Raw genomic sequence first — 22,647 nt, 5'->3', positions numbered from 1 at the left:
GATTACCAGCGTGGAATTGATGTCGTCACGTCGCCATTTTGCGCGCGTTGACGCATAAAGTGATCCATTAGCACGATCGCCAGCATTGCTTCCGCGATCGGCACCGCACGGATGCCCACGCAAGGATCGTGGCGCCCTTTGGTGATCATCTCGACTTCTTCACCGTGACGGTTAATCGTATGACCCGGTACGGTGATGCTGGAGGTCGGCTTCAGCGCGATATTCGCGACGATCTGCTGACCGCTGCTGATACCGCCAAGAATGCCGCCCGCATGGTTGCTCTGGAAACCATTTTTAGTGATTTCATCGCGATTTTGGCTACCGCGCAGTTTCACCACCTCAAAACCATCGCCAATTTCCACGCCCTTCACCGCATTGATGCTCATCAGCGCATGGGCAATGTCGGCATCCAGACGGTCGAATACCGGCTCACCGAGTCCCGGTGGCACGCCATCAGCGACCACGGTCACTTTTGCTCCGATGGAGTCGCCCTCTTTCTTCAGACCGCGCATCAGTTCATCAAGCGCTTCAATTTTATCCGGGTCCGGGCAGAAGAACGGGTTTTGTTCAACCTGTTCCCAGTCTTTGATCGCCAGAGGAATATCGCCCATCTGGGTCAAACAGCCGCGAATCACAATGCCGAATTTTTCCGCGAGGTATTTCTTGGCAATCGCCCCGGCCGCCACCCGCATCGCGGTTTCACGCGCTGAGGAACGTCCGCCGCCGCGATAATCGCGCAGGCCGTATTTCTGCTCGTAGGTATAGTCAGCATGCCCTGGACGGAAAACGTCTTTAATCGCGCCATAGTCCTGAGAACGCTGATCGGTATTCTCAATCAGCAGACCAATGCTGGTCCCGGTCGTCACGCCTTCGAATACGCCGGAGAGGATCTTCACCTGATCCGGTTCACGACGCTGCGTGGTGTAGCGTGAGGTCCCCGGACGACGACGATCCAGATCGTGCTGCAGATCGGCTTCAGTCAGCGGAATGCCCGGCGGCACTCCGTCAACAATGCAGCCCAGCGCCAGACCGTGCGATTCGCCGAAGGTTGTGACGCGAAAGAGTTGTCCAATTGTGTTTCCTGCCATCACGGCTCCGTCATGTTTGCGTGTTGTTTTTTAGTCTTTATAAATGCCGAAATGCGCGCGGGCGGCGATCAGCTGCGGTTTGGTCAGCATGAAGACGCCATCCCCGCCATTTTCAAACTCAAGCCAGGTAAACGGCACGTCCGGATACTGCTCAATCAGATGTACCATGCTGTTACCGACTTCACAAATCAGAATACCGTCGTCGCTGAGATAATCCGGCGCATTACCGAGGATGCGACGCGTCAGCTTCAGACCATCGCTGCCGGAAGCCAGACCCAGTACCGGCTCATGACGATATTCGCCCGGCAGATCGGACATATCCTCTTCATCAACGTACGGCGGGTTGGTGACGATCAGGTCGTACTGCACTTTCGGCAGGTCGCGGAACAGGTCGGAACGAATCGGCGTCACCTGATGGATCAGGCCGTGCGCTTCAACGTTCTGCTCGGCAACGGCCAGCGCATCAACGGAGATATCCACCGCATCCACTTCCGCTTCCGGGAAAGAGTAAGCGCAGGCGATCGCAATGCAGCCGCTGCCGGTGCACATATCCAGAATGTGCTGCGGTTGATGGTCAATCAGGCCGGCGAAGTGATTATTGATAAGCTCGCCGATCGGGGAACGCGGCACCAGCACACGTTCGTCCACGAAAAATTCATGGCCGCAGAACCAGGCTTTATTGGTCAAATAGGCAACCGGAATACGTTCGTTGATCCGGCGAATCACGCGCTCAACAATGCGGTGTTTTTCGCTGGAAGTCAGACGCGCGGAGTGCATATCCTCCGGAATATCCAGCGGCAGGTAGAGCGAGGGCAATACCAGCTGTAGCGCCTCATCCCACGGGTTGTCCGTGCCATGTCCGTACCAGATATTCGCCGCGCTGAAACGACTGACCGCCCAACGCAGCATGTCCTGAATGGTATGCAGCTCATTGACCGCTTCATCAACAAAAATTTTATCCACGCCATCCTCCAGGACACGCTCTACTGTAAATTCGGCGGCTAGTTTGCCACGAAGACGGCGATAAATCAGCATTCTTACGTCAGGCGGACGGGGAAAAATACGTTTTGCTTGCCTGAACAGAGGCCGAGTCGGGTAAACTAGCGAAAAGAAATGATGAGAGTGGGCAATGAAAAAGAAAACATCGCTAAGCGACGAGGATCAGGCGTTGTTCCGCCAGTTAATGACCGGCACGCGTCAGATTAAGCAGGACACCATCGTGCACCGCCCGCTGCGCAAGAAAATCACCGAAGTACCGCCAAAGCGCTTACTTCAGGAGCAGGCCGATAACAGCCACTATTTTTCCGATGAGTTTCAGCCGCTGCTGAATACCGAAGGAGCGGTCAAATATGTTCGCCCGGACGTGAGCCACTTTGAACTGAAAAAACTGCGCCGCGGGGATTATTCGCCGGAGCTGTTTCTCGATCTGCACGGGTTGACCCAGCAGCAGGCGAAGCAGGAGCTGGGGGCGCTGATCGCCGCCTGCCGTCGCGAACATGTCTTTTGCGCCTGCGTGATGCACGGGCACGGGAAACACATCCTCAAGCAGCAAACGCCGCTCTGGCTTGCGCAACATCCGCACATCATGGCTTTTCATCAGGCGCCAAAAGAGTACGGCGGAGACGCCGCACTGCTGGTGCTGATTGAAGTTGAAGAGTGGCAGCCGCCGGAGCTTCCGTAATACGGACGCTCCGGGGGGAGTCAGATAGCCTTCGCCATCTTCAGGTTGCAGGGGCTCATCTGCCAGTTGAACTCGCCCTTGCCATCTGCATCAAGGGTGACACAGGCAATAGCCGAAGTGGTGAACATCGGGGGAGTTTCTCCCGGGCACAGCTCTGAGACGAGGTACCCAACCAGCGGCAGGTGCGAAACAACCAGCACCGTTGAAACACCTTCATTGTTCAGCGTCTGAAGCCAGGCACTGACCATGCCAACATCGCCACACGGCGTGAGCTCCGGCATCACGTCGACATTTTCAGGCAGGTCCATGCACTCTCTTACCACATCCAGCGTCTGTTCAGCACGCAGGTAAGGACTGACAAGAACCCGTTCAATATCCACTTTTTGACCTTTCAGCCAGGTTGCCATCTGACGGGACTCATCACAACCACAAACGGTTAAGGGACGAACCGAGTCACTGGCTGCATCGAGGGCAGCGTCGCCGTGACGCATGATAAAAACTTGCATATTGCACCGCTTTTGTTAACCAGAAGCACCGCAGTCTTACCTGCGTGGATAGCACGCAGTCGACCCGGTGGCCGGGCATTGTGCCTGATTCATCCAACGAATGAAACGCTGTTTTTTACCTCAATGGCGTAAGTATAGTCAATGATTGTTTACAAAACAGCCAACAGACCACGTCATTCATCGCCGGATTTATCTTCTTTGACCAGAACTTAGGTCGTCCGTTCAGCAGTGGGCCAAAAGGTTGCCCCCTGCCCGGCCATACGCAATAAATTCTCGCATGGGGTAAACCGTGGGCCGTACTGAGCGGCCAGACGTTGCAAGATGGCAACAACTTCACCCGCCCCGAGTTGATCCATATAACGGAACGGGCCGCCAAGAAACGGCGGGAAGCCAATACCGAACACCGCGCCAATGTCGCCATCGCGGGCGCCGCGGATGACCTGCTCATCGAAGCAGCGTGCGGCTTCGTTAAGCATCATCATGACGCAACGCTCAGCTATCTGCTGGCCGGATAAGCGCGCCTGCGGGGCAGAAACGCCCAGCAGCGAATAGACCGCAGCATCGGGTCGTTTTTTGCTTGTACGCCCTTTTGTCTCATAAAGATAGAAACCGCGGCTATTTTTTCTACCTTTGCGATCGTCATTCAAGATCGCATCAATGATGTTTGCAGGCGGGCTAAAACGCTCTCCCCACGCGGCTTCCAGTACCGGCAGAATTTTGGTCCCGGTATCAATTCCGACTTCATCCAGCAGTTGAATCGGCCCAACAGGAAAACCGAATTTCACCAATGATTTATCGATATGATCAAGGGGCTCACCTTCCACGAGTAAGCGCATCGCTTCGTTGATGTAAGGCGCCAGAATACGGTTGACGTAGAAACCCGCTTTATCCGCCACGACGATCGGCGTTTTCCCCTGCATTTTGGCCAGCTTGACTACCGTCGCAATCGTCTGCGGATCGGTATGCTGATGGGGGATCACTTCAACCAGCGGCATTTTCTCGACCGGGCTGAAGAAGTGCAGGCCAATCACCTGCCCCGGTCGACTGGCCTGCGCCGCAATGTCGCCGATAGGGAGCGAAGAGGTATTGGAGGCAAAGATCGTCTGCGGGCTACAGTGTGCTTCGATCTCGGCCACCATCCGCTGTTTAAGAGCTAAATCCTCGAAGACGGCCTCGATCACCACATCGCGATGGGCAAATCCCTGATAATCCGTGGTGCCGGAAATCAACGCCAGCTGACGATCCCGTTCACTGGCGCGCAGATAGCGGCGGCGCACCTGCTTGTCCAGCAGATCCCAGCTGTATTTCAGCGCATGGTTAATCCCCCGAGCCTGAATATCTTTGATACGCACCGGAAGCCCGCCTTTGCAGGCGGTAACATACGCAATTCCGCCGCCCATCAGACCGCCACCAAGAATGCCGATGCGATTCAGTGGCCCGGCCTGCGCATCGGCACCACGATCTTTTTTCAAATCCGTGCTGGCAAAGAATATCGATCGCAACGCCTGAGATTGCGAGGTCATCGCCAGCTCACCAAAGGCACGTGCTTCCTCGGCATAGCCGCTGCTACAGCCGTGAGCTAATCCATTTTCAATCACCTGCAGAATGCGCTCGGCGGCAGGATAGTTGCCCTGGGTTTTCTGTCGGGTCTTTTTCCCCACCAGCCGAAACAGCAGATTACGGCCCAGCGGTCCGGCCAGCACCCGCTCACGGATCGGCATACTGCGGCTCGCCGGCCGCCCTTTCAGCGCCAGTTCCACCGCCGTCTGCAGCAGAATTGATTGCGGAACCACCTCATCCGCCAGGCCCGCTTTTAACGCCTGGCGCGCGCGAAGCTGCTTGCCGGTCAAAATCATCTCCAGGGCGCCGCTGACACCGATCAGTCGGGGTAATCTCTGAGTACCGCCGGATCCCGGCAGCAGCCCCAGCTGGACCTCAGGCAGACCCAGACGCGTTTTCTCGTCATCGCTGCATACCCGTCCATGGCAGGCCAACGCCAGCTCAAGGCCGCCGCCCAGGCAGGCGCCGTGGATAGCGGCAATGACCGGAATCGCCAGGCCATGGATCTCCGCCATAATTTGTTGCCCCTGGCGGGCGAGCGCTTCCGCTTCCTGAGCAGTGGCGCAGCGGGCAATCATATTGATATCCGCGCCGGCGATAAAATTGTCCGGTTTTGCGGAAATCAGCACCACGCCGCGGAGGGTTTTATTATCACGAATCTGGCGAACGATCGCCCGCACCTGCTGGCCAAATTCGGCCTTCAGGGTATTCATCTTTTCACCGGGCGAATCGATCGTGATGACGGCAACGTTGTCCGGACGAATATCGAGGGTAAATGCCGATGCCATGTCCATTATTCCGCCTCCAGAATCATCGCCGCGCCGAGACCACCCGCCGCACAGGCGGTCACCAGGCCAAATCCGCCCCCCCTGCGCCGCAGTTCATGCAGCGTCTGGGTAATCATCCTCGCGCCGGTGGCTGCAAAAGGATGCCCGTAGGCAATTGAACCACCGAGGACATTGAATTTACTTTCGTCGACTTCCCCGGTCGCCTGCGAGCGCCCGAGCACGTCGCGAGCAAAGCGGTCGCTGGCCAGGCACTGAAGATTCGCCAGCGTCTGCGCGGCAAAGGCCTCATGCATGTCGATAAGCGTTAAGTCAGCCAGGGTCAGCCCCGCCCTTTCGAGCGCCAGCGGCGTTGACCACGCCGGCCCTAACAGCATATCCTGGCGGACATCGATGGCGGTAAAGGCGTAGCTGCGCAGGTAGCCAAGCGGGGTTAAGCCCAGCGCTTTGGCCTGAGACTCGGTCATCATGATCACCGCCGCGGCACCGTCGGTTAGCGGCGTACTGTTTGCCGCAGTGACCGTGCCATGCTTGCGGTCAAAAGCCGGACGTAACTTTTGGTAATCAGCCAGGGTTGAATTTTTACGAATATTGTTGTCGTTTTCCAGCGGTTCACGAAACGGCGGCGCATACGCGGTCATCACTTCAGAAGCCAGCTTCCCCTCTTCCCAGGCTTTCGCCGCCAGCTGGTGCGAGCGGTGTGCCAGCGCGTCCTGCTGTTCACGGGTAATACCCCATGTTTTTGCCATTTGCTCAGCGGTATCCCCCATCCGCAGCCCGGTCGAATACTCGGCAACCGCAGGCGGGACCGGTAAAAGATCGCGAAGGCGTAAACGGGAGAAGAGCTTCAGGCGCTGTCCGAGAGTGCGCGCTTTATTGGCATCCACCAGCGTACGGGCCAGCTTTTTACTGACGCCGATCGGCAGAACGGATGAAGAGTCTGCCCCGCCGGCAATACCTGCGCGGATCGTTCCCGCCATCAGGCTCTCCGCGACGTTGGCGACGGCCTGAAAACTGGTGGCGCAGGCGCGACTTACGCTGTAGGCATCGGTGTGTACGCTCATGCCGGCGCCAAGCACAATTTCGCGCGCAATATTTGGCGCTTCTGGCATCTGCACCACCTGGCCAAATACCAGCTGCTCAATCATTTCCGGGGGAATATCGCTACGAGCCAGCATTTCGCTGATAACCATTTTTCCCAAATCAACGGCGGGAACACCGTGAAATACCGTGGCCTGACGGGCAAACGGCGTACGTAAACCGCTGACAATGGCAATGCGATCGCCTTGACGGGTGACAAGCGGTAATGCCTGACTCATGACTTTCCCCTGTTAACCGATAAAACCAAGTGGTCTGACCTGATAACAGTTTTAACTAATTTTTTACATTAAGCCAATCGGCGAAGAGAAAAAGTGGGAGCCAAAACACATAGAAGGGAGGAGATAACGCCCCTGACGAGAGGGGCGTTGAGGAGAAATTAACGCAGAGCGAGCTGGAAAATCAGCGTTTCGGCTTCACAGCAGAAGACAAAATCGATATCCAGCTGCACACCGCCTTCAACGTCGGTAAAGGTCGGGGTAATTTTGCACGGTTCAGATTCCACGCCACGTGCTCTCTCAGTCAACGCGGCGAGAGTTTGTTCCGCTTCGGCGCGATTGGCAAAAACCCGGCTGTAAGAGGCGGTGCAATCGGTGTTGTCCATAATGGTGCCAACATCCATACAGCAGCAAACCGGGGTTTCATCAGCACTACATTTACTCATCGTAGATTTCCTCTGTATATGCACTCAAGGTGCCAGACAATTAATGAGGTTATTTTACGCGCGGCGCCTCCCGGCCTCCAGTCGTTAATGGCGACAAAAGTCCTAAGTGACCGAAATCACACTTAAAAATGATCCAAAACAAAAAATGCCCTGTTTAGATAATACGAACGAGGCCAATTTTGCTAACTGGATCGCTTTTTTCGTATCACAACTGAAAAATCTCATAAACAAACTTGCAACATCTCATCTGGTCAGACCTATACTCAGCGCACTGGTCTGATTTCTCTGTCGTAAAGCAGACCCTACACTTCGCGCTTCTGTTACGGCATGTAACATAGTTTAAATAAAAATAACTCAATGAGGTTATGGGCATGAGCCAGAAAACCCGCTTTACCCAATCTGCCCTCGCAGTGGCTGTAGCACTTGTTTCAACACAGGCCTGGTCAGCAGGCTTCCAGTTAAACGAATTCTCTTCATCAGGTCTGGGCCGCGCCTATTCCGGTGAGGGCGCAATTGCTGACGATGCGGGCAATGCCAGCCGTAACCCGGCATTGATTATGATGTTCGATCGCCCAACGATGTCCGCCGGTGCGATATTTATTGATCCCGATGTGAATATTTCTGGCAAGTCGCCATCTGGCAAAAGTCTGAATGCTGACAATATTGCCCCAACCGCTTGGGTGCCGAATTTACATTACGTTGCCCCGATTAACGATCGGTTTGGTTGGGGGGCTTCAATTACTTCTAACTACGGTCTGGCTACCGAGTACGCCGACGATTATGCTGCCGGGACCATGGGCGGCCAAACAGATTTGACAACTGTCAACCTGAACCTGAGCGGTGCTTATCGCCTTAACGACCACTGGAGTTTTGGTCTTGGCTTTGATGCGGTCTACGCCAAGGCGAAAATTGAACGTTATGCTGGCGATGCCGGTATGCTCGCTGCGGGCCAGATTATGCAGCAGGTGCCTAATTTACCAGCTGCTGCGCGGCCAGCAGCGATTGCCAAAGCGCAGCAGCTAGCAGCGATTCCAGCGGATCAACAGATTGCTCGCTTGAAAGGTGATAAGTGGGGATTTGGCTGGAACGCGGGTATTCTGTATGAAGTGGACAAAAACAACCGCTACGGCCTAACCTACCGGTCTGAAGTTAAAATCGATTTCGACGGTGATTATCGTAGCAATATGAATACGGCTGTCCCGGGCTTCCCTTACCCAACCGGCGGTTCGACAATCCCGGGCTCTTTGACGCTGAACCTGCCAGAAATGTGGGAATTGTCAGGTTACAACCGCGTCGCGCCAAAATGGGCCGTGCACTATAGCCTTGCTTATACCAGCTGGAGCCAGTTCCAGGAGCTGAAAGCTACTGGTTCCGATGGCCAAACGCTGTTCTATAAAGATGAGAGCTTTAAAGATGCCTACCGCATCGCTCTCGGTACCACCTATTACTACGACGATAACTGGACCTTCCGTACCGGTATCGCCTTCGATGATAGCCCGGTACCGGCCTCCAACCGATCCATCTCCATTCCGGATCAGGACCGTCTGTGGCTGAGCGCGGGTACCACCTACGCCTTCAATAAAGATGCCTCTGTTGACGTGGGCGTATCCTACATGCATGGTCAGCACGTAGAAATTAAAGAAGGTCCTTACACCTTCCGTTCTGAAGGCAAAGCCTGGCTGTACGGCGCGAACTTCAACTACCGCTTCTGATCGGTCTGGCAGTATAAAAAAAGGGTGAACGCAAGTTCACCCTTTTTTATTGTCATATTTAATCGCGTTTACTGCGAGTCGATATCTTTCAGATCGCCCTGAATCGCCTGAGCGTTAGGGTTCTCGACCGGCGTCAGTTTACCGCCGTTGGCAATAAAGTCATGACGCTGGAAGTAGGCTTCGCGAACCATGATATACGGGTCGGAAGACTGGCGCAGCAGGCCATCGGAGTCCAGCAGCTGAGCGCGAGTCTCAACCCCTTCAACCGCCCACTTACCGATGGACATCGGCCAGGTCAGCCAGGAAAGCACCGGATACAGACCATCAGCCATGTCACCGCCTTCATCACGCAGCGTAAAGCTGCCATAGAACGGCAGTTGTACATAAGGACCGTAACCCACGCCATAATGACCCAGGGTACTACCAAAGCGGTGCGGTTCAACACGCTGCAGTTTCGGGTTGGCCATCCCAGCGACATCAATCAGACCGCCCATCCCGAGAAGGGTGTTAAGGAAGAAGCGGGTAAAGTGCACCATACCTTTATAGGGATCGCCCTGCAGGAAGTAGTTCGCCATCACCGCCGGTTCTTCAAGGTTGCTGGTGAAGTTACTCAGCCCGTTGCGCGCCGGCTGCGGGACATAATCACGCCAGGCGACGGCAACCGGACGCAGCACGTACGGATCCACCACGTTAAAGTTGAAGTCGAACATCGTACGGTTAAACCCTTCAAGCGGGTCTGAACGCCCCTGCGGCAGATCGCCAGAGCTGGAACTGGCACATCCCACCAGCAATGTGGCGCCAAGCGCAAGCGCCGACAGGCGAAAATTCATAGGTGTCTCCCTGTTAATTTTGGCTATTGCTGTGGGTTATCCGGGGACTGCTGCCTCCATTACGATATCGCCCGAAGCAAATTGCAATCTGGTGCCTGCTTTCAGCATAGCCTTCTTTGGCATAATTGTTGCGCCCTGATTCTATACATATTTTGCAATATCCGTATTGCTATTCTTGCCATTAGGAAAAATTTAGGAGGTTATCCCGGGCCGGTCGGGTGAAACATCTCTACGCTTATGAGAACGAAAAAATGCAGGAGGAAATGCCATGACGACAGATCCCAAACCTCACGAACGTCCTCATAGCGAAGAGGTGGAGGTTGAAAGCGATGAAAAACAGGATGGCGAACCGATTGAGGTCAACGAGAAGCGCCTGCCCTCACGTGCGATGGCCACCCATGAAGAGATCCGTCAGGAGGGAGAAAAAGAGCTGGAGCGCGATGCCCTTGCTCTTCTGTGGTCAGCGGTAGCCGCCGGCCTGTCGATGGGGGCCTCGATGGTGGCGAAAGGGATTTTCCATGTTCACCTGAGCGAACTTCCCGGTGGTTATTTACTGGAGAATCTGGGCTATACCTTCGGGTTTGTTATTGTCATCATGGCTCGCCAGCAGCTGTTTACCGAGAATACCGTCACCGCGGTATTACCTATCATGCATAAGCCGACGCCCGGGAATATTGGCCTCCTGCTACGTCTATGGGGCGTGGTGCTTATAGGTAACCTGGTCGGTACGGCAATTGCGGCCTGGGCCTTTAATATGATGCCGATTTTTGACGATGCCACCCGCGGCGCGTTCCAGGAGATCAGTTTAAAGGTCATGGAAAATACGCCGTCTGAAATGTTTGCCAATGCGATTATTTCCGGCTGGCTGGTGGCGACCATGGTATGGATGTTTCCCGCCGCCGGCGCGGCCAAAATCGTGGTGATCATTATGATGACCTGGCTGATTGCGCTCGCCGATACCACCCATATCGTTGTCGGCAGCGTTGAGATTTTCTACCTGGTCTTCAACGGCTCGCTGCCCTGGCAAGACTTCATCTGGCCTTTCGCACTGCCGACGCTGGCTGGCAACATTTGCGGCGGCACTTTTATTTTTGCGCTGCTCAGCCACGCGCAGATCCGTAACGACATGAGCAACGACAAAAAGGAGCGGCTCAAGGCGAAAAAACACCCTTAAGTGGCGAGAGTTTAAGCAGTCAACCCATAGATGCTTAACGAACAAGGAAAAAAACGCTATACTCCCGCCGCTTCGTCCCCTTAGTTAAATGGATATAACGAGCCCCTCCTAAGGGCTAGTTGCAGGTTCGATTCCTGCAGGGGACACCATTCTGGTGTTGCCAGACGTTCACTAAAACCCCTCTTTACTGCCCTGTTCACCATATACCTGAATCACTCCATTCAGGTGGCGCTGGATTTGCTGCTGCGTCGCCAGCGCGGCGTCTCCTTGCTGGCTTTGCATCAGGCGCAGCTGTTCCTCCAGAGGAACCGTCTGGCTGAAGCTCCTGGTCATTTCATACACCACCGATTTCAGTTCGCTGACGGTAATGTATTTCCCCTTTTGCCCGTCGAGGCCGTTAAGTTTGTCAGTCAGCGCCTGCAGCTGCTGCATACCGTTATGCCATCCGGTGAGGGAGTCTGGCGGAAGCTTGCTTTCGGCCTGCCGCTGCTGCCATTTCAGCTGCAGCTCAGCCACTTCTGGCTTCTGAGGCCACAGCGCCTTTGCTTGTGCCAGCAGCCCGTTACCATAGTGATACGCCCAGTCAGGCGGCAGCACAGCCAGCCTGTCGAGCTGCGAAGACGCACTTTTCAGCCAGGCTGCCAGGTCTGGCCTCAGTTTATCTTGCTGTATCGCCTGAATTTGCTTGCTGTTCAGCGCCTGAGGCAGCGAAGCAATGGAAGCAACGAGCGCCCCTGCGGACTCATCTACCCGATGCGCATAGTGCCAGCCTGCTAATGCAATCGCGCAGACCACCAGAGCGGAACCAGCCCCCGCCAGAAACACCGGCCAGCGCTTCGGCGGTGGCGGTGTTTCGCGCACCACCTGTACGCTCACCTCAGGTTCAGGGCGATTGACGTACACGAGGCGACTGACGGGCAGGGCTTCTGCTTCTGCAGGCACTGCGGCCAGCGCCTGTGGCGGAAGCGTAACCGCAGGCTGCGTGCTGTCCGGTGTTGAACTGTTTTCCAGACGGGTCAGTACGCTATTTATCTGCTGCATCAGTGGTCCCGTCTGACAGGCATGCTTCAGCTCCTGGCGAGTCAGAATGTCATTCATGCCCTGCAGCAGTCCTTCGGTCTGCATCAGCGCCGGTAGATCTCCGTGCCCGAGCGTAAAAGTGCGGAACAGCTTCTGTAGGCGCTGAAAAAGACCGTTAAGGATCTCCACACGCGCATGTACCGACTGCGGCCAAAGCTGTGCCCACTGGTGGATCAGTAGCGCATTCAGGATCGTCAGCCCTTCATTCAGGCCGTTTATACGCGCCAGATGGCTGCGGGCAAGCGTGTACCACGCGCCGGTCTGCAACTCGACGCCGTTCAGTTCAAACAGAGAGAGACACAGCGTCTCCACCTGCGGCCAGTTCACATCCGGGCGCGCCGGATGCGTCAGCCTGGCCATCTCTTCGCGCAGCGCAATAAAGTCGGGAAGCTGACGTGGGTCACTGCCGGTTTTCACCGGGCGGGGTTGTACATCGTGCATAGTGGTTTCATCCCTGAGGATAAGAAAAAGGCGGGGATTAATCGGGCAGCAGCGCGCCAATCATGTCGAAAAAGGCATCTTCGTTAAAGGTGACGCGAGGTGCCGCCATATTACCGCTGACGCTGCAGGTCCAGCTCACGTCGTCGCTTGAGCGCATAAACAGGCGGTACATTGAGGTTATCTGCCCCTGCGCGCAGAGCGTCACTTCCACACAGCCGACAACCCCCTGCCCGTACAAAAACACCGGCGTGAACTTCATCATCCGGTTTTCATACCGCGGGTGGATCCCCGGCACGTTGAACGCCCTGCCACCAATCAAAAACTCGACCAGCAACACGGAAACGGCCTCTGCGGAAATCCCCGTATCGGTAAGCCAGCGTTCCATTGTTTCCTGAAGTTGTCCCATTCGTTCACAAAACTCGGCAATATCGGCTTCGCTTTTGCTGTCAAACGCGCGACTGCGGGGATGCTGCTCCTGCAGTTTTTTTAGAAATCGTGCTTTGGCTGACATGCTGTCCCTGTTGTCTTCGTCAGATGAAAGAGCCCTGCATATGGGCTTTGGTGTCCAGATAGTTTTGCTGTTTGAGGTGGCGAATCAGCACCCGGCCTTCCGGCATGAAATCGGTACCGTAGCGCACAAGGCCGATACCTTTCAGTTCGGTATCAATGGCGTAACGGAGTTCACCGGGAATGTGCTGGTCGAGCAGAATGACGTTAATGCTTTTCAGGCGTGGCTCATATTTGAGCAGCACGTCGGAGAGGGTCTTCAACAGCTGATGCGCAGTCCCTGGCATCCCTTGCAGGATTTTGGTCATATCCGGCAGACCGTAGTCCGGCAGATGCGCCAGCGTCCCGGCACGGCAGTTGAGAATGCGCTGCATATTGTCGAGTACCGACAAAATCACCTGGTTTTGCTCGTTGACCTGATGGAGATCGAGGCCACCGGTGAAGTTACCTGTCAGCATTTCATACAGCGAAGGCGTATTGTGTCCCTGAGACATCACTTGTCCTTAACCGGCTGTAATACCAGATGGTTATTACCGGCTTCCAGAATGCGAGGCTTATCCGGATCCAGCTCTTCTCGCTCAATGACCAATTTCCAGGTGTTATTCTCCATATCCGGATAACGGAACAACCCCACCACCGCCACGAACTGAGCATCAGCTTCCATCGGCATATCAAGACTTGCGTCGCCCCCGGGTTTTACCACCACATCGCGGCTGGCGAGCAAATCGGCTTTAAGGACAGTGTCCCCGTCCTTCAGCAGTTGTTGATAGACGGTCTTGTCGAAGGTTTTACGGTCCTTCAACTGATAAATTCGAACAACGACCGATTCTGACAGCGAATTATTCTCGCGAGCGTCGGTATTCAGCGCTTCACGCGCGGTAAAATCCAGATGCAGTATTTTAATTTTCTTATAAAAGACGGAGGTGAATGCGGATTTAGTGCCGTCGGTGACGCTTTGCGTCAGGCCGCATCCTGTCAGGCCGATCGCCACCAGAGGTAGCAACCAGAGAGCGGGTTTAGTCAAACTTGTACGTAACACGTCGGTTTCCTTGTTTTGGTATTGCGGACTGCAGGCCGCTGTAATAGCCCAGCTCAGTCGTAAAGCTTTCAGGAATATCTTCAGGGAGTTCATCTCCCTCAGCGCCCAGCACGCCGTTCATCCCCAACCAGAATACCCCGTCGCCGAGCGGCGGAGGCGTCAGGAGGCGGGTACTGACCGTCAGGCGGATTTTTGCCTTAAAACGCCAGCCTAAATACACTCGCAGCATCACCAGAAAGTCCTGATACAACAGCCCATCCGGCTTCCAGCCCTGCACTTCCTGTTCATTATTTGTCGACAGCGCTATCAACAGCTGGCTGTTGGCATCCATGGCTTCATCCCCCAATGGCGTGTTGCCATCGAGCAGAAAGTCATCATCAGCGTAAAAACCTAATGGCTGACTAATTTCCACAGGTCGCAGACAATAAGGGCTGACCTTTACGCTGGTATTCGGGGCCAGAAGAGTCACCAGCGCCTGCATGCCTTCCTGGGTTTTGCCCGGTTGTCGCAGCACGCCAAGCAGCGCCAGAAAGCGCGACACCGGTGTGGCAATATGATTTGCCGTGCCTGGAATGCCCAGCCCCACAAGGCCAAGCAGTGACTGTGAAATAGTGTCGGTGCCGCCGGGTTCAAACGTGGCCGGGTAAGAGTATTTACGCCAGATGCGGTAAAACTGCGTCAGGATGCGGTGACTGAAGATATCGAGGAAGCCCTGCAGCGCCTCATGGCCCTCCCTTCGTTGAGTGATGTCATCGAGATAGGCCGTCGGCAGCGGGGAGTCAACACCGTACATTCCCATAAAGGTGGTGCGTACCCGCGGCGGCTTGCTGTCATCATCCTCGTCATATTCAACGGCCTTCAGTTCACTCGCCGGGAAGCCCATTCCGGGATGCGGCGCAAACCGCACCGGGTCGTCGCCAGGATGGCTGGTTGAGCCCATCAGCGGCCGCTCCGGATTCCGTTTTTCCAGCAGCTGGCAGAAACGGTAAAAGTTAATCCGGTTGAGGTCAGCCTCCAGCCGCGGAGTCAGCCGGGGATACGGCGGTTGTGCTTCTCTTCCCATTCCAGGCGCTCTCCGGTTGGTTGCAGAATGATAATCAGGCGGTTAAACAGATAGATATCGGTGTAGAGCGCCAGGAAGCGGCTCAGCATCTCGCCGAACAGGCAGATATCGCCGCGTCCGGCAAAGCCGTGACTGTCCAGCGTCACCTCAATCTGCACGCCGCGCACCAGGTAGCCCTGTTCGAAGCGCTCAGTTTCGCTGTGCGTCACGTCAATGATGGCTTCCAGCCGGCGGCGGTTCATCTCGCTGTCGGTCCATTCATACAGCGCCAGGGTGCCTCGCAGCACGTCGGCATTATCCATCATCGACAGGAATCCGCTGCCGAGGTGACTCAGCACGCGCCAGTGGAAACGGTCCTGCGCCGGTGGATAACAGGGTAACGTTGGCGCACACAGGTTACGCACGGCGATACTGGCCGAGGTGGTTTTCATCACCGTATCGAGCACCGTGCTTTGCAGTGCTCGTCGGGGCAACTGGCCGTTGGTGCCGGTGAGCGTCAGCGACAGGCTTTCGTCTTCCGGTACCGTGTGGTTATCAAAGGCTTCACCGCCGAGGATAAGCCAGGTGTTATGCAGCCCGGACGGGCCACGGCGCACGCGCGTGTGGTAGTAATACTCCGGTGCTTCATGGCGCATCATTCCGCCTTTGTGGCGGAAGCTCGAAAACGGCACGTAGGTATGCTGGCTTGATGACATCACCGAATCCACGGCGTAAATCTCGGTATGGCCATCCTGCACGCGCATTGGACGCAACATATATTCGGCCTGCAATGAATTAAGCGTCAGCGGGTCGGATTCCAGCGGGAACAGGTTAATCACCGGCACGCAGTTCAGGCGCAGGTGCTTTTCGGTAAAGCTGAAGTCATGCGCCCAGCGCTCAGCCAGTACCACGTCGATTTCAAACCATGGGAGCTCAGCCGGGAATTCCACAGTCTCCAGCCCGCGCAGGCCGGTGAACATGAACTTCTCGCGAAAGGTGAAATATTCCAGCAGCAGTTGATAACCACTAAAACTGCTGTTCCCTTTCGGCCACAGAACGTCGTCATCGCCAAAACCCAGCGCGCTGAAATACCCGTCGAGCGGTCTTCTGCCCATGTCGCCCGGCATCCGCAACCAGAGGCGCGCCGTGTTCATGGTAAAGGCTTCATGCATAGCGCAGGCCAGCGGTGCGTCTGCGTTGAAATAGAACGGGAGCTGGCTGAGATCGACACGGCTCCAGTCGGCGAGATGGCTGCAGTTAAAGCGCAGGCTGATGACCGAACGTCCGTCAGGGTCAGTCGACAGGCGGGCGTGCTCCAGCGACAGCGGCTGAAGGGTGATTTCTTGGGTAGTGGTGTACCGGCAGCGCGTGCCCTTCTCACCGATCGGCCGTGAGTTCACCTCAAAGCCTTTGACGATGCGCATCTGCTCTTTCATCTCACGCCAGTCAGGGGTGAACTCCACCACCGACATTGACGGAATGGTGCGCAGGTAATGCGGCCACAGCAGGCTGACCAGCCCTTCGGTCAGTTCAGGCAGGTCGTCATCAAGCTTTTCACGCAGCCGGCCCATCAGAAAGGCAAAGCCTTCGAACAGGCGTTCCACATATGGGTCGCGCGCGCCCGCTTTGTCGAGATTGAGCATTGCCGCCTGCTCGGGGTGAGCACGGGCAAATTCTTCACCAGCTTCCAGCAGGTAGCGCATTTCAGCGTCGTAATAACGTAGGGTTAAATCATCCATAAACACCTGTTTTTTTTCTTTATTTTAAGTGGGATAGCTACCCGCATAGCACTGCACTGCTGGCCGGATCGAGCGCAATCAGACCGGACAAAAGAAGTTCCATCTCCGTCTGAAGGCGTGATTTATCGGTTTCACTGCGGGCGGCTTTCATGCGCAGCAGTCTTAGGCGACGGGATTTCACTTCAAACAACAACGCAGGTGTCCACTGCGTGAGGGTAATGGACTGTGACGCACCATCGAGTTCACCCAGCAAATGTAACGCCAGTTCATTTTTGCCCTTCTGCTCTGCCACACGAGCCATCAGCAGACGCAGCAGCCATTTGTCTTTTATGGAGTCCATACCCGGACGTGTCTGCAACCAGCGAAGCGTTGTATCAAGCCCTTCGCTGTCCGCTTTCTCCAGCGCTTCCGGCTCAAGGGCCAAAATGTCGTTATCCGTCTCACTGGCAGCAATAATCGGTTCATCCCGCCAGCCGACCATATCGTCCAGCACGCTCTGGTTTATCCAGTTCAGCGTGACCTCATCAGCAAACGGTGTACCGTCGTTGAAGGCCAGGGTTTCAAGCCCGGTGAGGCGGCGCAGCAGGCCTTTCAGGTCGGCGGCGATGATGTCGGCCAGCACATCCCGGCCCAATTTCATCAGGGCCTGATGCGTGTACCACTGCAAATCCAGCCAGAGATGGTTAGCGCCACGCGAGAAGGTGCTGTCCGCCTGCTCCAGAATTTCAAGCCAGCTTTGCTGCAGGTACAGCCGTTTAAGCATGGCACGCTGATCTGCCCGGGGCGGTTCGATGCGAGTCTTACCCTCTGCATCCGGTGCCGGTATCGCGCTCAGGGTGTCATGACGCAGGCTTTTCATCAGCCGGTGAGCAGCAAGCCAGCCATCCGGCTGTTCACGCAGGTAGCCCGTCAGGGTACGGGCCTGGGCCAGCAAATCCTGGCCTGAGGTGATACGGTTCAGGACAGGCGCGTCATGTTCTGTCGTATATGATGAAGCTGGCGACTGGGCCTTGTTACCAACGTTCTGCGGGACCACAGCATCCACGCCCCCAGACTTCATCAGACGGGATTCCAGTGCACTGTACAGCGCATTCAGCTCCGGCCGTGATGCTTCCGGCTCAGTTTCCAGGCCGTCACTGACGAGTAACAGCGCCCCAGCGGTACGCTGTGCATCTTCACGCACGACTTCCGGGTAAAGTGAAAGACTGTCCAGGACACGGGTACCCGCCAGCCACTCCAGTGCTGCTTTACGGCTGCGGTCACGCTGCGGGTAAAGCTGCCTACCATAGCGCTGCAGTAATCCCCCCAACAGTTCAAGCCCTTCGGCAAAACCTGCTTCACCATCCTGATGCAGACGAGCCCAACAGTAGTAAGTGGCAACCCGGATATCTTTAGCCGCGCTGGTCAGCAACTTTTCCGCCAACTGACAAATCAGTCCGGTATCAATGCCGGAGAGTTTGTTAACCTCCTCACGAATACGCTGGAAATCATCGTCATACCCAGGATCTTCCCCGGTCGGATTCGCATCGCTGACAGGAGTAAGCCAGGATTGCCAGTTTTCAGTGTGTGATTGTGCCTGCTCTCGCAGCAGGGCTTCATCCGCCTGACAGGCGGCAACCAGATTCGGCAAAGTGCTCATTATTCCATTCCGTCCATGTCGCTGTTCCCCGTATTGGCCATCAGCGCCTGGGCCATAGCGGCGCTATCCACGCTGAAAATCTGATCTGGCAGCGTAAAGCCGCGTAGGGCAAGCAGCGCCAGCGGGCCTTTTCCAAGTTGCGAGCGCAGCACCCACTGCAGGGTTCGACCGTCCGGGGCGGTAAAACTGATCATCCACTGGCTGCGGTCAAGCTGTTGACGCTTACCCTGATCCAGCCAGCGAATAAAGCCCCAGGTGCCGCTGTAATCCCCAAACAGGCGCGCACCGGCGTTGACCGTGGTCCAGGTGAGCATAGTTCCCGGCTTGTACGAATCTCCCGGCCAGCGGAAGGACTGCCAGTCGGCCATCTGATTGAAGTAGTGCAGCTGCTGCCCATCAATCGTCAGCTGGGTTTCCACCACCTGCGCTGCCGGGCGGGCCTGCAGCTCGAAGCTTATCCCCTGACTACCGTCGGTAAACAGAATGTCGGAGAGCTGGCTCAGCTGATTAACCGCTTTCAGGAAGGCCGGGTTAAAGGTCAGCCCCTGGCTGTGCGCGCTATCCGGCACCCACTGGCTGCCCTCTTTGTGCAGTACGCCGTTAAGCTCCGAGGTCAGGAAGCGGTCGATGCGCCCGTTGTCCTTACGGATAAACTCCGCCAGCATCGGTAATGAAGCGTCACTTTTACTCACCGAGAACGGGAAACGACCGTCAAAAGCCGTTCGCCAGTTCGCCACCACGGAGCGGCTCCAGCGGTCATTGAGGCTGGCCGCAGAGGGTTGTAAAACCGTTTCCCAGGCCTGGGTCAGCGGCTGGACAAACATCGTGCGGCCAAAACCGCTCCACTCTTCGCCAAGGCTTGCCGCCACCAGGCTGCCGTATTGTTGGGTGTCGGTCAGATCGACGCTCTTACCCTGGAACACGGTGTGGGCCAGGGTCTGCATCATCTCCTGCGGGTCGGAGGCGCTTGCCACCTGCTGCAGGCGTAAACGCACGCGGGTAATGCGGGTCAGATAGGTTTGCAGGCTCAGGGAGTTGTCCGCCGACATGACGTTACTGGCTTTGTTTTTACCCAGAAGCTGAAGCAGTGGTCCAAAGGTGTCATCCAGCGGCCCCTGCGGCCCTGCCGCAGACTGATCAATCGCAGGTTTGTCTTTCCCGCCTACCAGATCTTTAGCCGATTTGATGATGGAATCCGAAAGGCCTTCGCTTTGCTGGCCGGTCTGTCCCTGCCAGGCGAGGGTATTCATCAGGGCAATCAGTGGCGACTGACGGACATCACTCATCAGCGTCAGTTGATCGGTAACGTCAGCAATGTTGTTTGCCGGATTCCAGTGCAGGCTGTTGAGAAAGCTCAGCCAGCTGCCGGCAAAGTCGGTGAAGTAACGTTGCGTCAGACGTGCTTTCAGGGCTTCCGGCGACAAGTCAGCGGAGACGGCCTTATGGGAATCACTTAATACCCAGTCAATTTCATCGCGTCGGGAATTCGCCGCTTTCTCGATAGCCTGCTGAATCCCACCTTGCCACGCCTGACGGGTGAACATGCCCGGTACCACTTCATCAGTGGTGAACAGGCGGCGGGCATCAGTGCCGCTGGTCATGTCTTCCAGCGATACATCGGCAAAGTTACGCCGCACGGATTTGAGCATATTTTCATACAGCGTGCTTTCTGCATTGCGGCGGCCAATCTGCTGCAACAACACCTGACGGCTTTGGCTTACCAACTGCGAATCTGGCGTGATTTTCCACTGCGGCTGTTTTGGTAATTCGGAGATATAGAAGGCCCATAAATCCGGCGACAGGCTCTGCCACAGTCCGGTGGAGATACCCATCCGAGTCGGCTGCACGGTTTTCAGGGTTTGCGCATAGAACGCACCATCGACTTTATCCGGACGAGACATCATCAGCCAGGCCTTCAGTTGGTCATAACCTGGTTTCGCCAATTGAGCGCGCAGGTCGCTGTTCGGTGCAGAATTTGCCAGCGCGTTCAACTTTTGCGTAAGAGCAGTATTAGCCGGATCGCGGATCAGCCGATTGCTCGCCACGCCGTACCACGGCAGCATCGCACTCAGCAGCTGCTGATTATGATCGAGACCAAAGCGCTGATACCAGGGTGCGCCTTCCTGAATACGGTGCTGCAGGCGGCCGGCGTGATTACGCAGCGTATGCAGGGCCGTCAGCTGGTAATCCGATACGGAAGGATGCTCCACCAGAGCATGCGCCTGCTGCGCCACGGAGACAATCTGCAGACGGTTGGCCGCAAACGACAGCAGCGTTCCCGCCCCCCAGACACCGATAATGGCCATCAGCGTCCAGGCCAGCGTCTGTTCCCAGGCCATACCGACACGGCGACCACGCACGCGGGTGCAGTCATCTACAATGCCCTGCCAGGTTACCGGCAGGATCAGCGCATGGCGTTGTGATTCCGGGATATATTTCTCAGCGTCGGCAGGTGCGGCACCGGCTGTCTCTCCTGCGATAGCGGCGGGTTTATTCTCCGGCAGGCTGAACATCAGGCCTCGCAGCGGAACGCGCTGCTGTGAGGCAGACAGCCATGGCACCAGTTGCTGAACCCAGCGGGCGATGCCGCCGTCTTTGAGGTGCTGGCCCAGGCGCAGCAGGAAGTCGTGTCTGTTGTTCTCAGTGACCTGACTCACCCCCTGCGTTCGCAGGGCCGGCAGCATCAGCTCAAGCTGGCGGGTAATATCGTCAGGCTCAGCACGCAGCGGGAAACTGGCCCCTACCGGCTGTTCAGTGCGTTTTGCCTGCGACCACTTGCTGTCACACAGTTGCCATAGCCAGACCGGGGCGGAATAACGGAGCAGTTCACTGATTTTTTCCAGTCCGCGTAAATCGTTGTCGCTGATTTGCGGGGTCAGATTAAGCGACTGCGGCATGACGCGAACAATGCCGTCCAGTGGGCGCCCGCGACGCAGTTTACGCAGCGCGGTGTATTTATCACTGTCGATGTCTGAGGCCAAGCTGCCGCCGTAAATCAGGACCGTGCGGTTGCCTTCGAGCCACTGGTTTTCCTGCAGGCCAGGTACCAGCTGTTCGATTGCCGCCTCATCGCCGGTGATTAACAACAGACGGGTTTTCTGGTGCCAGAAGAAGGTATATCGACGGCGAAGGTAGGCGCGAATTTGTTGACTGATCGTCACCGTAGCAGATACGGGCACCGCCTCTTTCTTTGGAGACACCTTAACATCATCACCCTGCGCGTGTTGCAGCTCTTTACTGAAACTGCGCTTACCTTCAGCGCGAGCACCAAAGAACAGAAAGATGCCCATTACGACCAAAGCAATGCTTGCTGCAACAGTACCGCTCAGCCAGGTATACCAGACAGAAGTATCCCTGGTGAGCTGTAGCCTTTCAGGTCGCCAGTAAACGATGCCCACCACAACAATACTACCGACTAGCACTATTAACACCATAAGCCAGAATACAATTTCCGGTTTCTTAAACAGCGAGAAAAATCGCCTCATGCCTCACCCTCCTTAGCAGAAGTCACAGGGGATACAACCATATTCCAGACCTTTCCATTTGTGTTCACGACATACCAGTAAATGGTGTGCCAGTTATTGTATTGATTGTGTGGCAACAGCCAAAGCAAGCTAGAGTGCAGCGTTGGTAACACCAGAGAATAATGAAAGCTGTGAAGCCCCATCAACGAGTCAATACTTTTCAGGCCCTTAGCATCGATGGTTTTCATCAGCGTGGCATACACTTCGATTTCAGCAGCCGCACCACTGAGCCAAAGGTTATTTGGCATTTCAGCATTAGCCGGTCCCCAGAAGAGCATGGCAGAGTGCAGTGCATCCACCTAACCTTCACCGATTTCAGGGCAGTGAAGGAAGACAAGCGGCGGAAGAACGTCCTGTGCCAGGCAGTTTCCCTGTAGCACTCCGCTTATCGCCTCCACTGACCCTAGCCGTATTGACTGGTGTGTATTACCACGACACGATCAGAAGTACGGCCTCGCTGCGAATACCGATGGCCCGACATTGACAGGATTATCCGGTTCGGCGAAGTTATGACCGCCTTTGCTCTATTGGGGAATAA

Annotated in this window: 19 protein-coding genes and 1 tRNA gene; 4 read left to right on the top strand and 16 right to left on the bottom strand. The window is 55.9% G+C overall.

The genetic code is table 11. The features are described 5' to 3' along the window. Positions 1-2: 2 nt before the first annotated feature. Entirely contained in the window at positions 3-1,088 is a 1,086-nt protein-coding gene (gene aroC, locus OQV00_RS07175; protein WP_004865259.1) for a chorismate synthase, read from the bottom strand. 30 nt (positions 1,089-1,118) lie between these two features. Continuing rightward, positions 1,119-2,051 carry a 50S ribosomal protein L3 N(5)-glutamine methyltransferase gene (gene prmB / locus OQV00_RS07170; RefSeq protein ID WP_015583759.1) on the bottom strand — a complete coding sequence of 311 codons (933 nt, stop codon included), beginning with the start codon at positions 2,049-2,051 and terminating at the stop codon, positions 1,119-1,121. Between the two features lie 166 nt (positions 2,052-2,217). On the opposite strand from prmB, the gene smrB reads away from it, so the two are divergent. Further along, positions 2,218-2,769 carry an endonuclease SmrB gene (gene smrB, locus OQV00_RS07165; RefSeq protein WP_015583758.1) on the top strand — a complete coding sequence of 184 codons (552 nt, stop codon included), beginning with the start codon at positions 2,218-2,220 and terminating at the stop codon, positions 2,767-2,769. A 20-nt stretch (positions 2,770-2,789) separates the two neighbouring features. Here smrB and sixA read toward each other — a convergent pair whose 3' ends face one another. From sixA to OQV00_RS07145, 4 genes are all read right to left on the bottom strand, one after another. Beyond that, entirely contained in the window at positions 2,790-3,275 is a 486-nt protein-coding gene (gene sixA / locus OQV00_RS07160; RefSeq protein WP_015583757.1) for a phosphohistidine phosphatase SixA, read from the bottom strand. A gap of 209 nt (positions 3,276-3,484) precedes the next feature. Continuing rightward, a complete protein-coding gene (gene fadJ / locus OQV00_RS07155) occupies positions 3,485-5,629 on the bottom strand; it encodes a fatty acid oxidation complex subunit alpha FadJ (protein WP_266280088.1) in 2,145 nt (714 codons plus the stop codon). Beyond that, positions 5,629-6,939 carry an acetyl-CoA C-acyltransferase FadI gene (fadI, locus tag OQV00_RS07150; RefSeq protein ID WP_032718007.1) on the bottom strand — a complete coding sequence of 437 codons (1,311 nt, stop codon included), beginning with the start codon at positions 6,937-6,939 and terminating at the stop codon, positions 5,629-5,631. The genes fadJ and fadI overlap by 1 nt, the downstream gene beginning before the upstream one ends. A 158-nt stretch (positions 6,940-7,097) precedes the next feature. After that, positions 7,098-7,382, bottom strand: coding sequence for a YfcZ/YiiS family protein (locus tag OQV00_RS07145; protein WP_004865274.1), 285 nt, complete (start codon positions 7,380-7,382; stop codon positions 7,098-7,100). A gap of 371 nt (positions 7,383-7,753) precedes the next feature. Here OQV00_RS07145 and fadL point away from each other — a divergent pair, with 371 nt between their 5' ends. Further along, the gene (gene fadL / locus OQV00_RS07140) at positions 7,754-9,094 is read left to right on the top strand and encodes a long-chain fatty acid transporter FadL (RefSeq protein WP_193757884.1); all 1,341 of its coding nucleotides are present in this window, start codon (positions 7,754-7,756) and stop codon (positions 9,092-9,094) included. 68 nt (positions 9,095-9,162) lie between these two features. On the opposite strand, the gene mlaA is transcribed toward fadL, so the two are convergent. After that, positions 9,163-9,924: a phospholipid-binding lipoprotein MlaA gene (gene mlaA, locus OQV00_RS07135; RefSeq protein ID WP_015583753.1), complete on the bottom strand. Its 762-nt coding sequence runs from the start codon at positions 9,922-9,924 to the stop codon at positions 9,163-9,165. A gap of 268 nt (positions 9,925-10,192) precedes the next feature. Between mlaA and OQV00_RS07130 the strand changes: the two genes are divergently transcribed. Both OQV00_RS07130 and OQV00_RS07125 read left to right on the top strand, forming a co-directional pair. Further along, positions 10,193-11,098, top strand: coding sequence for a formate/nitrite transporter family protein (locus tag OQV00_RS07130; RefSeq protein ID WP_004865281.1), 906 nt, complete (start codon positions 10,193-10,195; stop codon positions 11,096-11,098). 74 nt (positions 11,099-11,172) lie between these two features. Next, positions 11,173-11,247: transfer RNA gene (locus OQV00_RS07125), tRNA-Arg, on the top strand. Between the two features lie 22 nt (positions 11,248-11,269). Here the strand turns inward: OQV00_RS07125 and OQV00_RS07120 are convergent. The 9 genes from OQV00_RS07120 to OQV00_RS07080 are packed head-to-tail and all read right to left on the bottom strand — an operon-like array spanning position 11,270 to position 22,408. Beyond that, a complete protein-coding gene (locus tag OQV00_RS07120; protein ID WP_266280084.1) occupies positions 11,270-12,619 on the bottom strand; it encodes a VasL domain-containing protein in 1,350 nt (449 codons plus the stop codon). A gap of 37 nt (positions 12,620-12,656) precedes the next feature. Next, the gene (locus tag OQV00_RS07115; RefSeq protein WP_266280082.1) at positions 12,657-13,130 is read right to left on the bottom strand and encodes a hypothetical protein; all 474 of its coding nucleotides are present in this window, start codon (positions 13,128-13,130) and stop codon (positions 12,657-12,659) included. Between the two features lie 19 nt (positions 13,131-13,149). Further along, positions 13,150-13,620: a type VI secretion system baseplate subunit TssE gene (tssE, locus tag OQV00_RS07110; protein WP_004865289.1), complete on the bottom strand. Its 471-nt coding sequence runs from the start codon at positions 13,618-13,620 to the stop codon at positions 13,150-13,152. Continuing rightward, on the bottom strand, positions 13,620-14,165 hold the full coding sequence (gene tssJ, locus OQV00_RS07105; RefSeq protein ID WP_004865293.1) for a type VI secretion system lipoprotein TssJ: 546 nt from the start codon (positions 14,163-14,165) through the stop codon (positions 13,620-13,622). Before tssJ ends, tssE begins: the two co-directional genes overlap by 1 nt. Continuing rightward, positions 14,143-15,228 (bottom strand): type VI secretion system baseplate subunit TssG, encoded by a 1,086-nt coding sequence (gene tssG, locus OQV00_RS07100; protein WP_142631404.1) that lies wholly within the window; start codon positions 15,226-15,228, stop codon positions 14,143-14,145. Before tssG ends, tssJ begins: the two co-directional genes overlap by 23 nt. After that, positions 15,192-16,946 carry a type VI secretion system baseplate subunit TssF gene (gene tssF / locus OQV00_RS07095; protein WP_266280078.1) on the bottom strand — a complete coding sequence of 585 codons (1,755 nt, stop codon included), beginning with the start codon at positions 16,944-16,946 and terminating at the stop codon, positions 15,192-15,194. The genes tssG and tssF overlap by 37 nt, the downstream gene beginning before the upstream one ends. Positions 16,947-16,983: 37 nt before the next feature. Continuing rightward, positions 16,984-18,585, bottom strand: a complete 1,602-nt coding sequence (gene tssA, locus OQV00_RS07090) for a type VI secretion system protein TssA (protein WP_004865303.1) — start codon at positions 18,583-18,585, stop codon at positions 16,984-16,986. Continuing rightward, complete coding sequence (locus OQV00_RS07085; RefSeq protein ID WP_100663490.1) at positions 18,585-22,070, bottom strand: ImcF-related family protein; 3,486 nt, start codon at positions 22,068-22,070, stop codon at positions 18,585-18,587. The genes tssA and OQV00_RS07085 overlap by 1 nt, the downstream gene beginning before the upstream one ends. Continuing rightward, on the bottom strand, positions 22,067-22,408 hold the full coding sequence (locus OQV00_RS07080) for a hypothetical protein (RefSeq protein ID WP_137056028.1): 342 nt from the start codon (positions 22,406-22,408) through the stop codon (positions 22,067-22,069). The genes OQV00_RS07085 and OQV00_RS07080 overlap by 4 nt, the downstream gene beginning before the upstream one ends. Positions 22,409-22,647 lie beyond the last annotated feature (239 nt).

It is taken from the genome of Klebsiella sp. DY2415, from assembly GCF_026314315.1.
Classification (GTDB): Bacteria; Pseudomonadota; Gammaproteobacteria; order Enterobacterales; family Enterobacteriaceae; genus Klebsiella; species Klebsiella ornithinolytica.
Note: the sequence above shows the minus strand (reverse complement) of the source record. Positions and strands in the feature narration are given on the sequence as shown.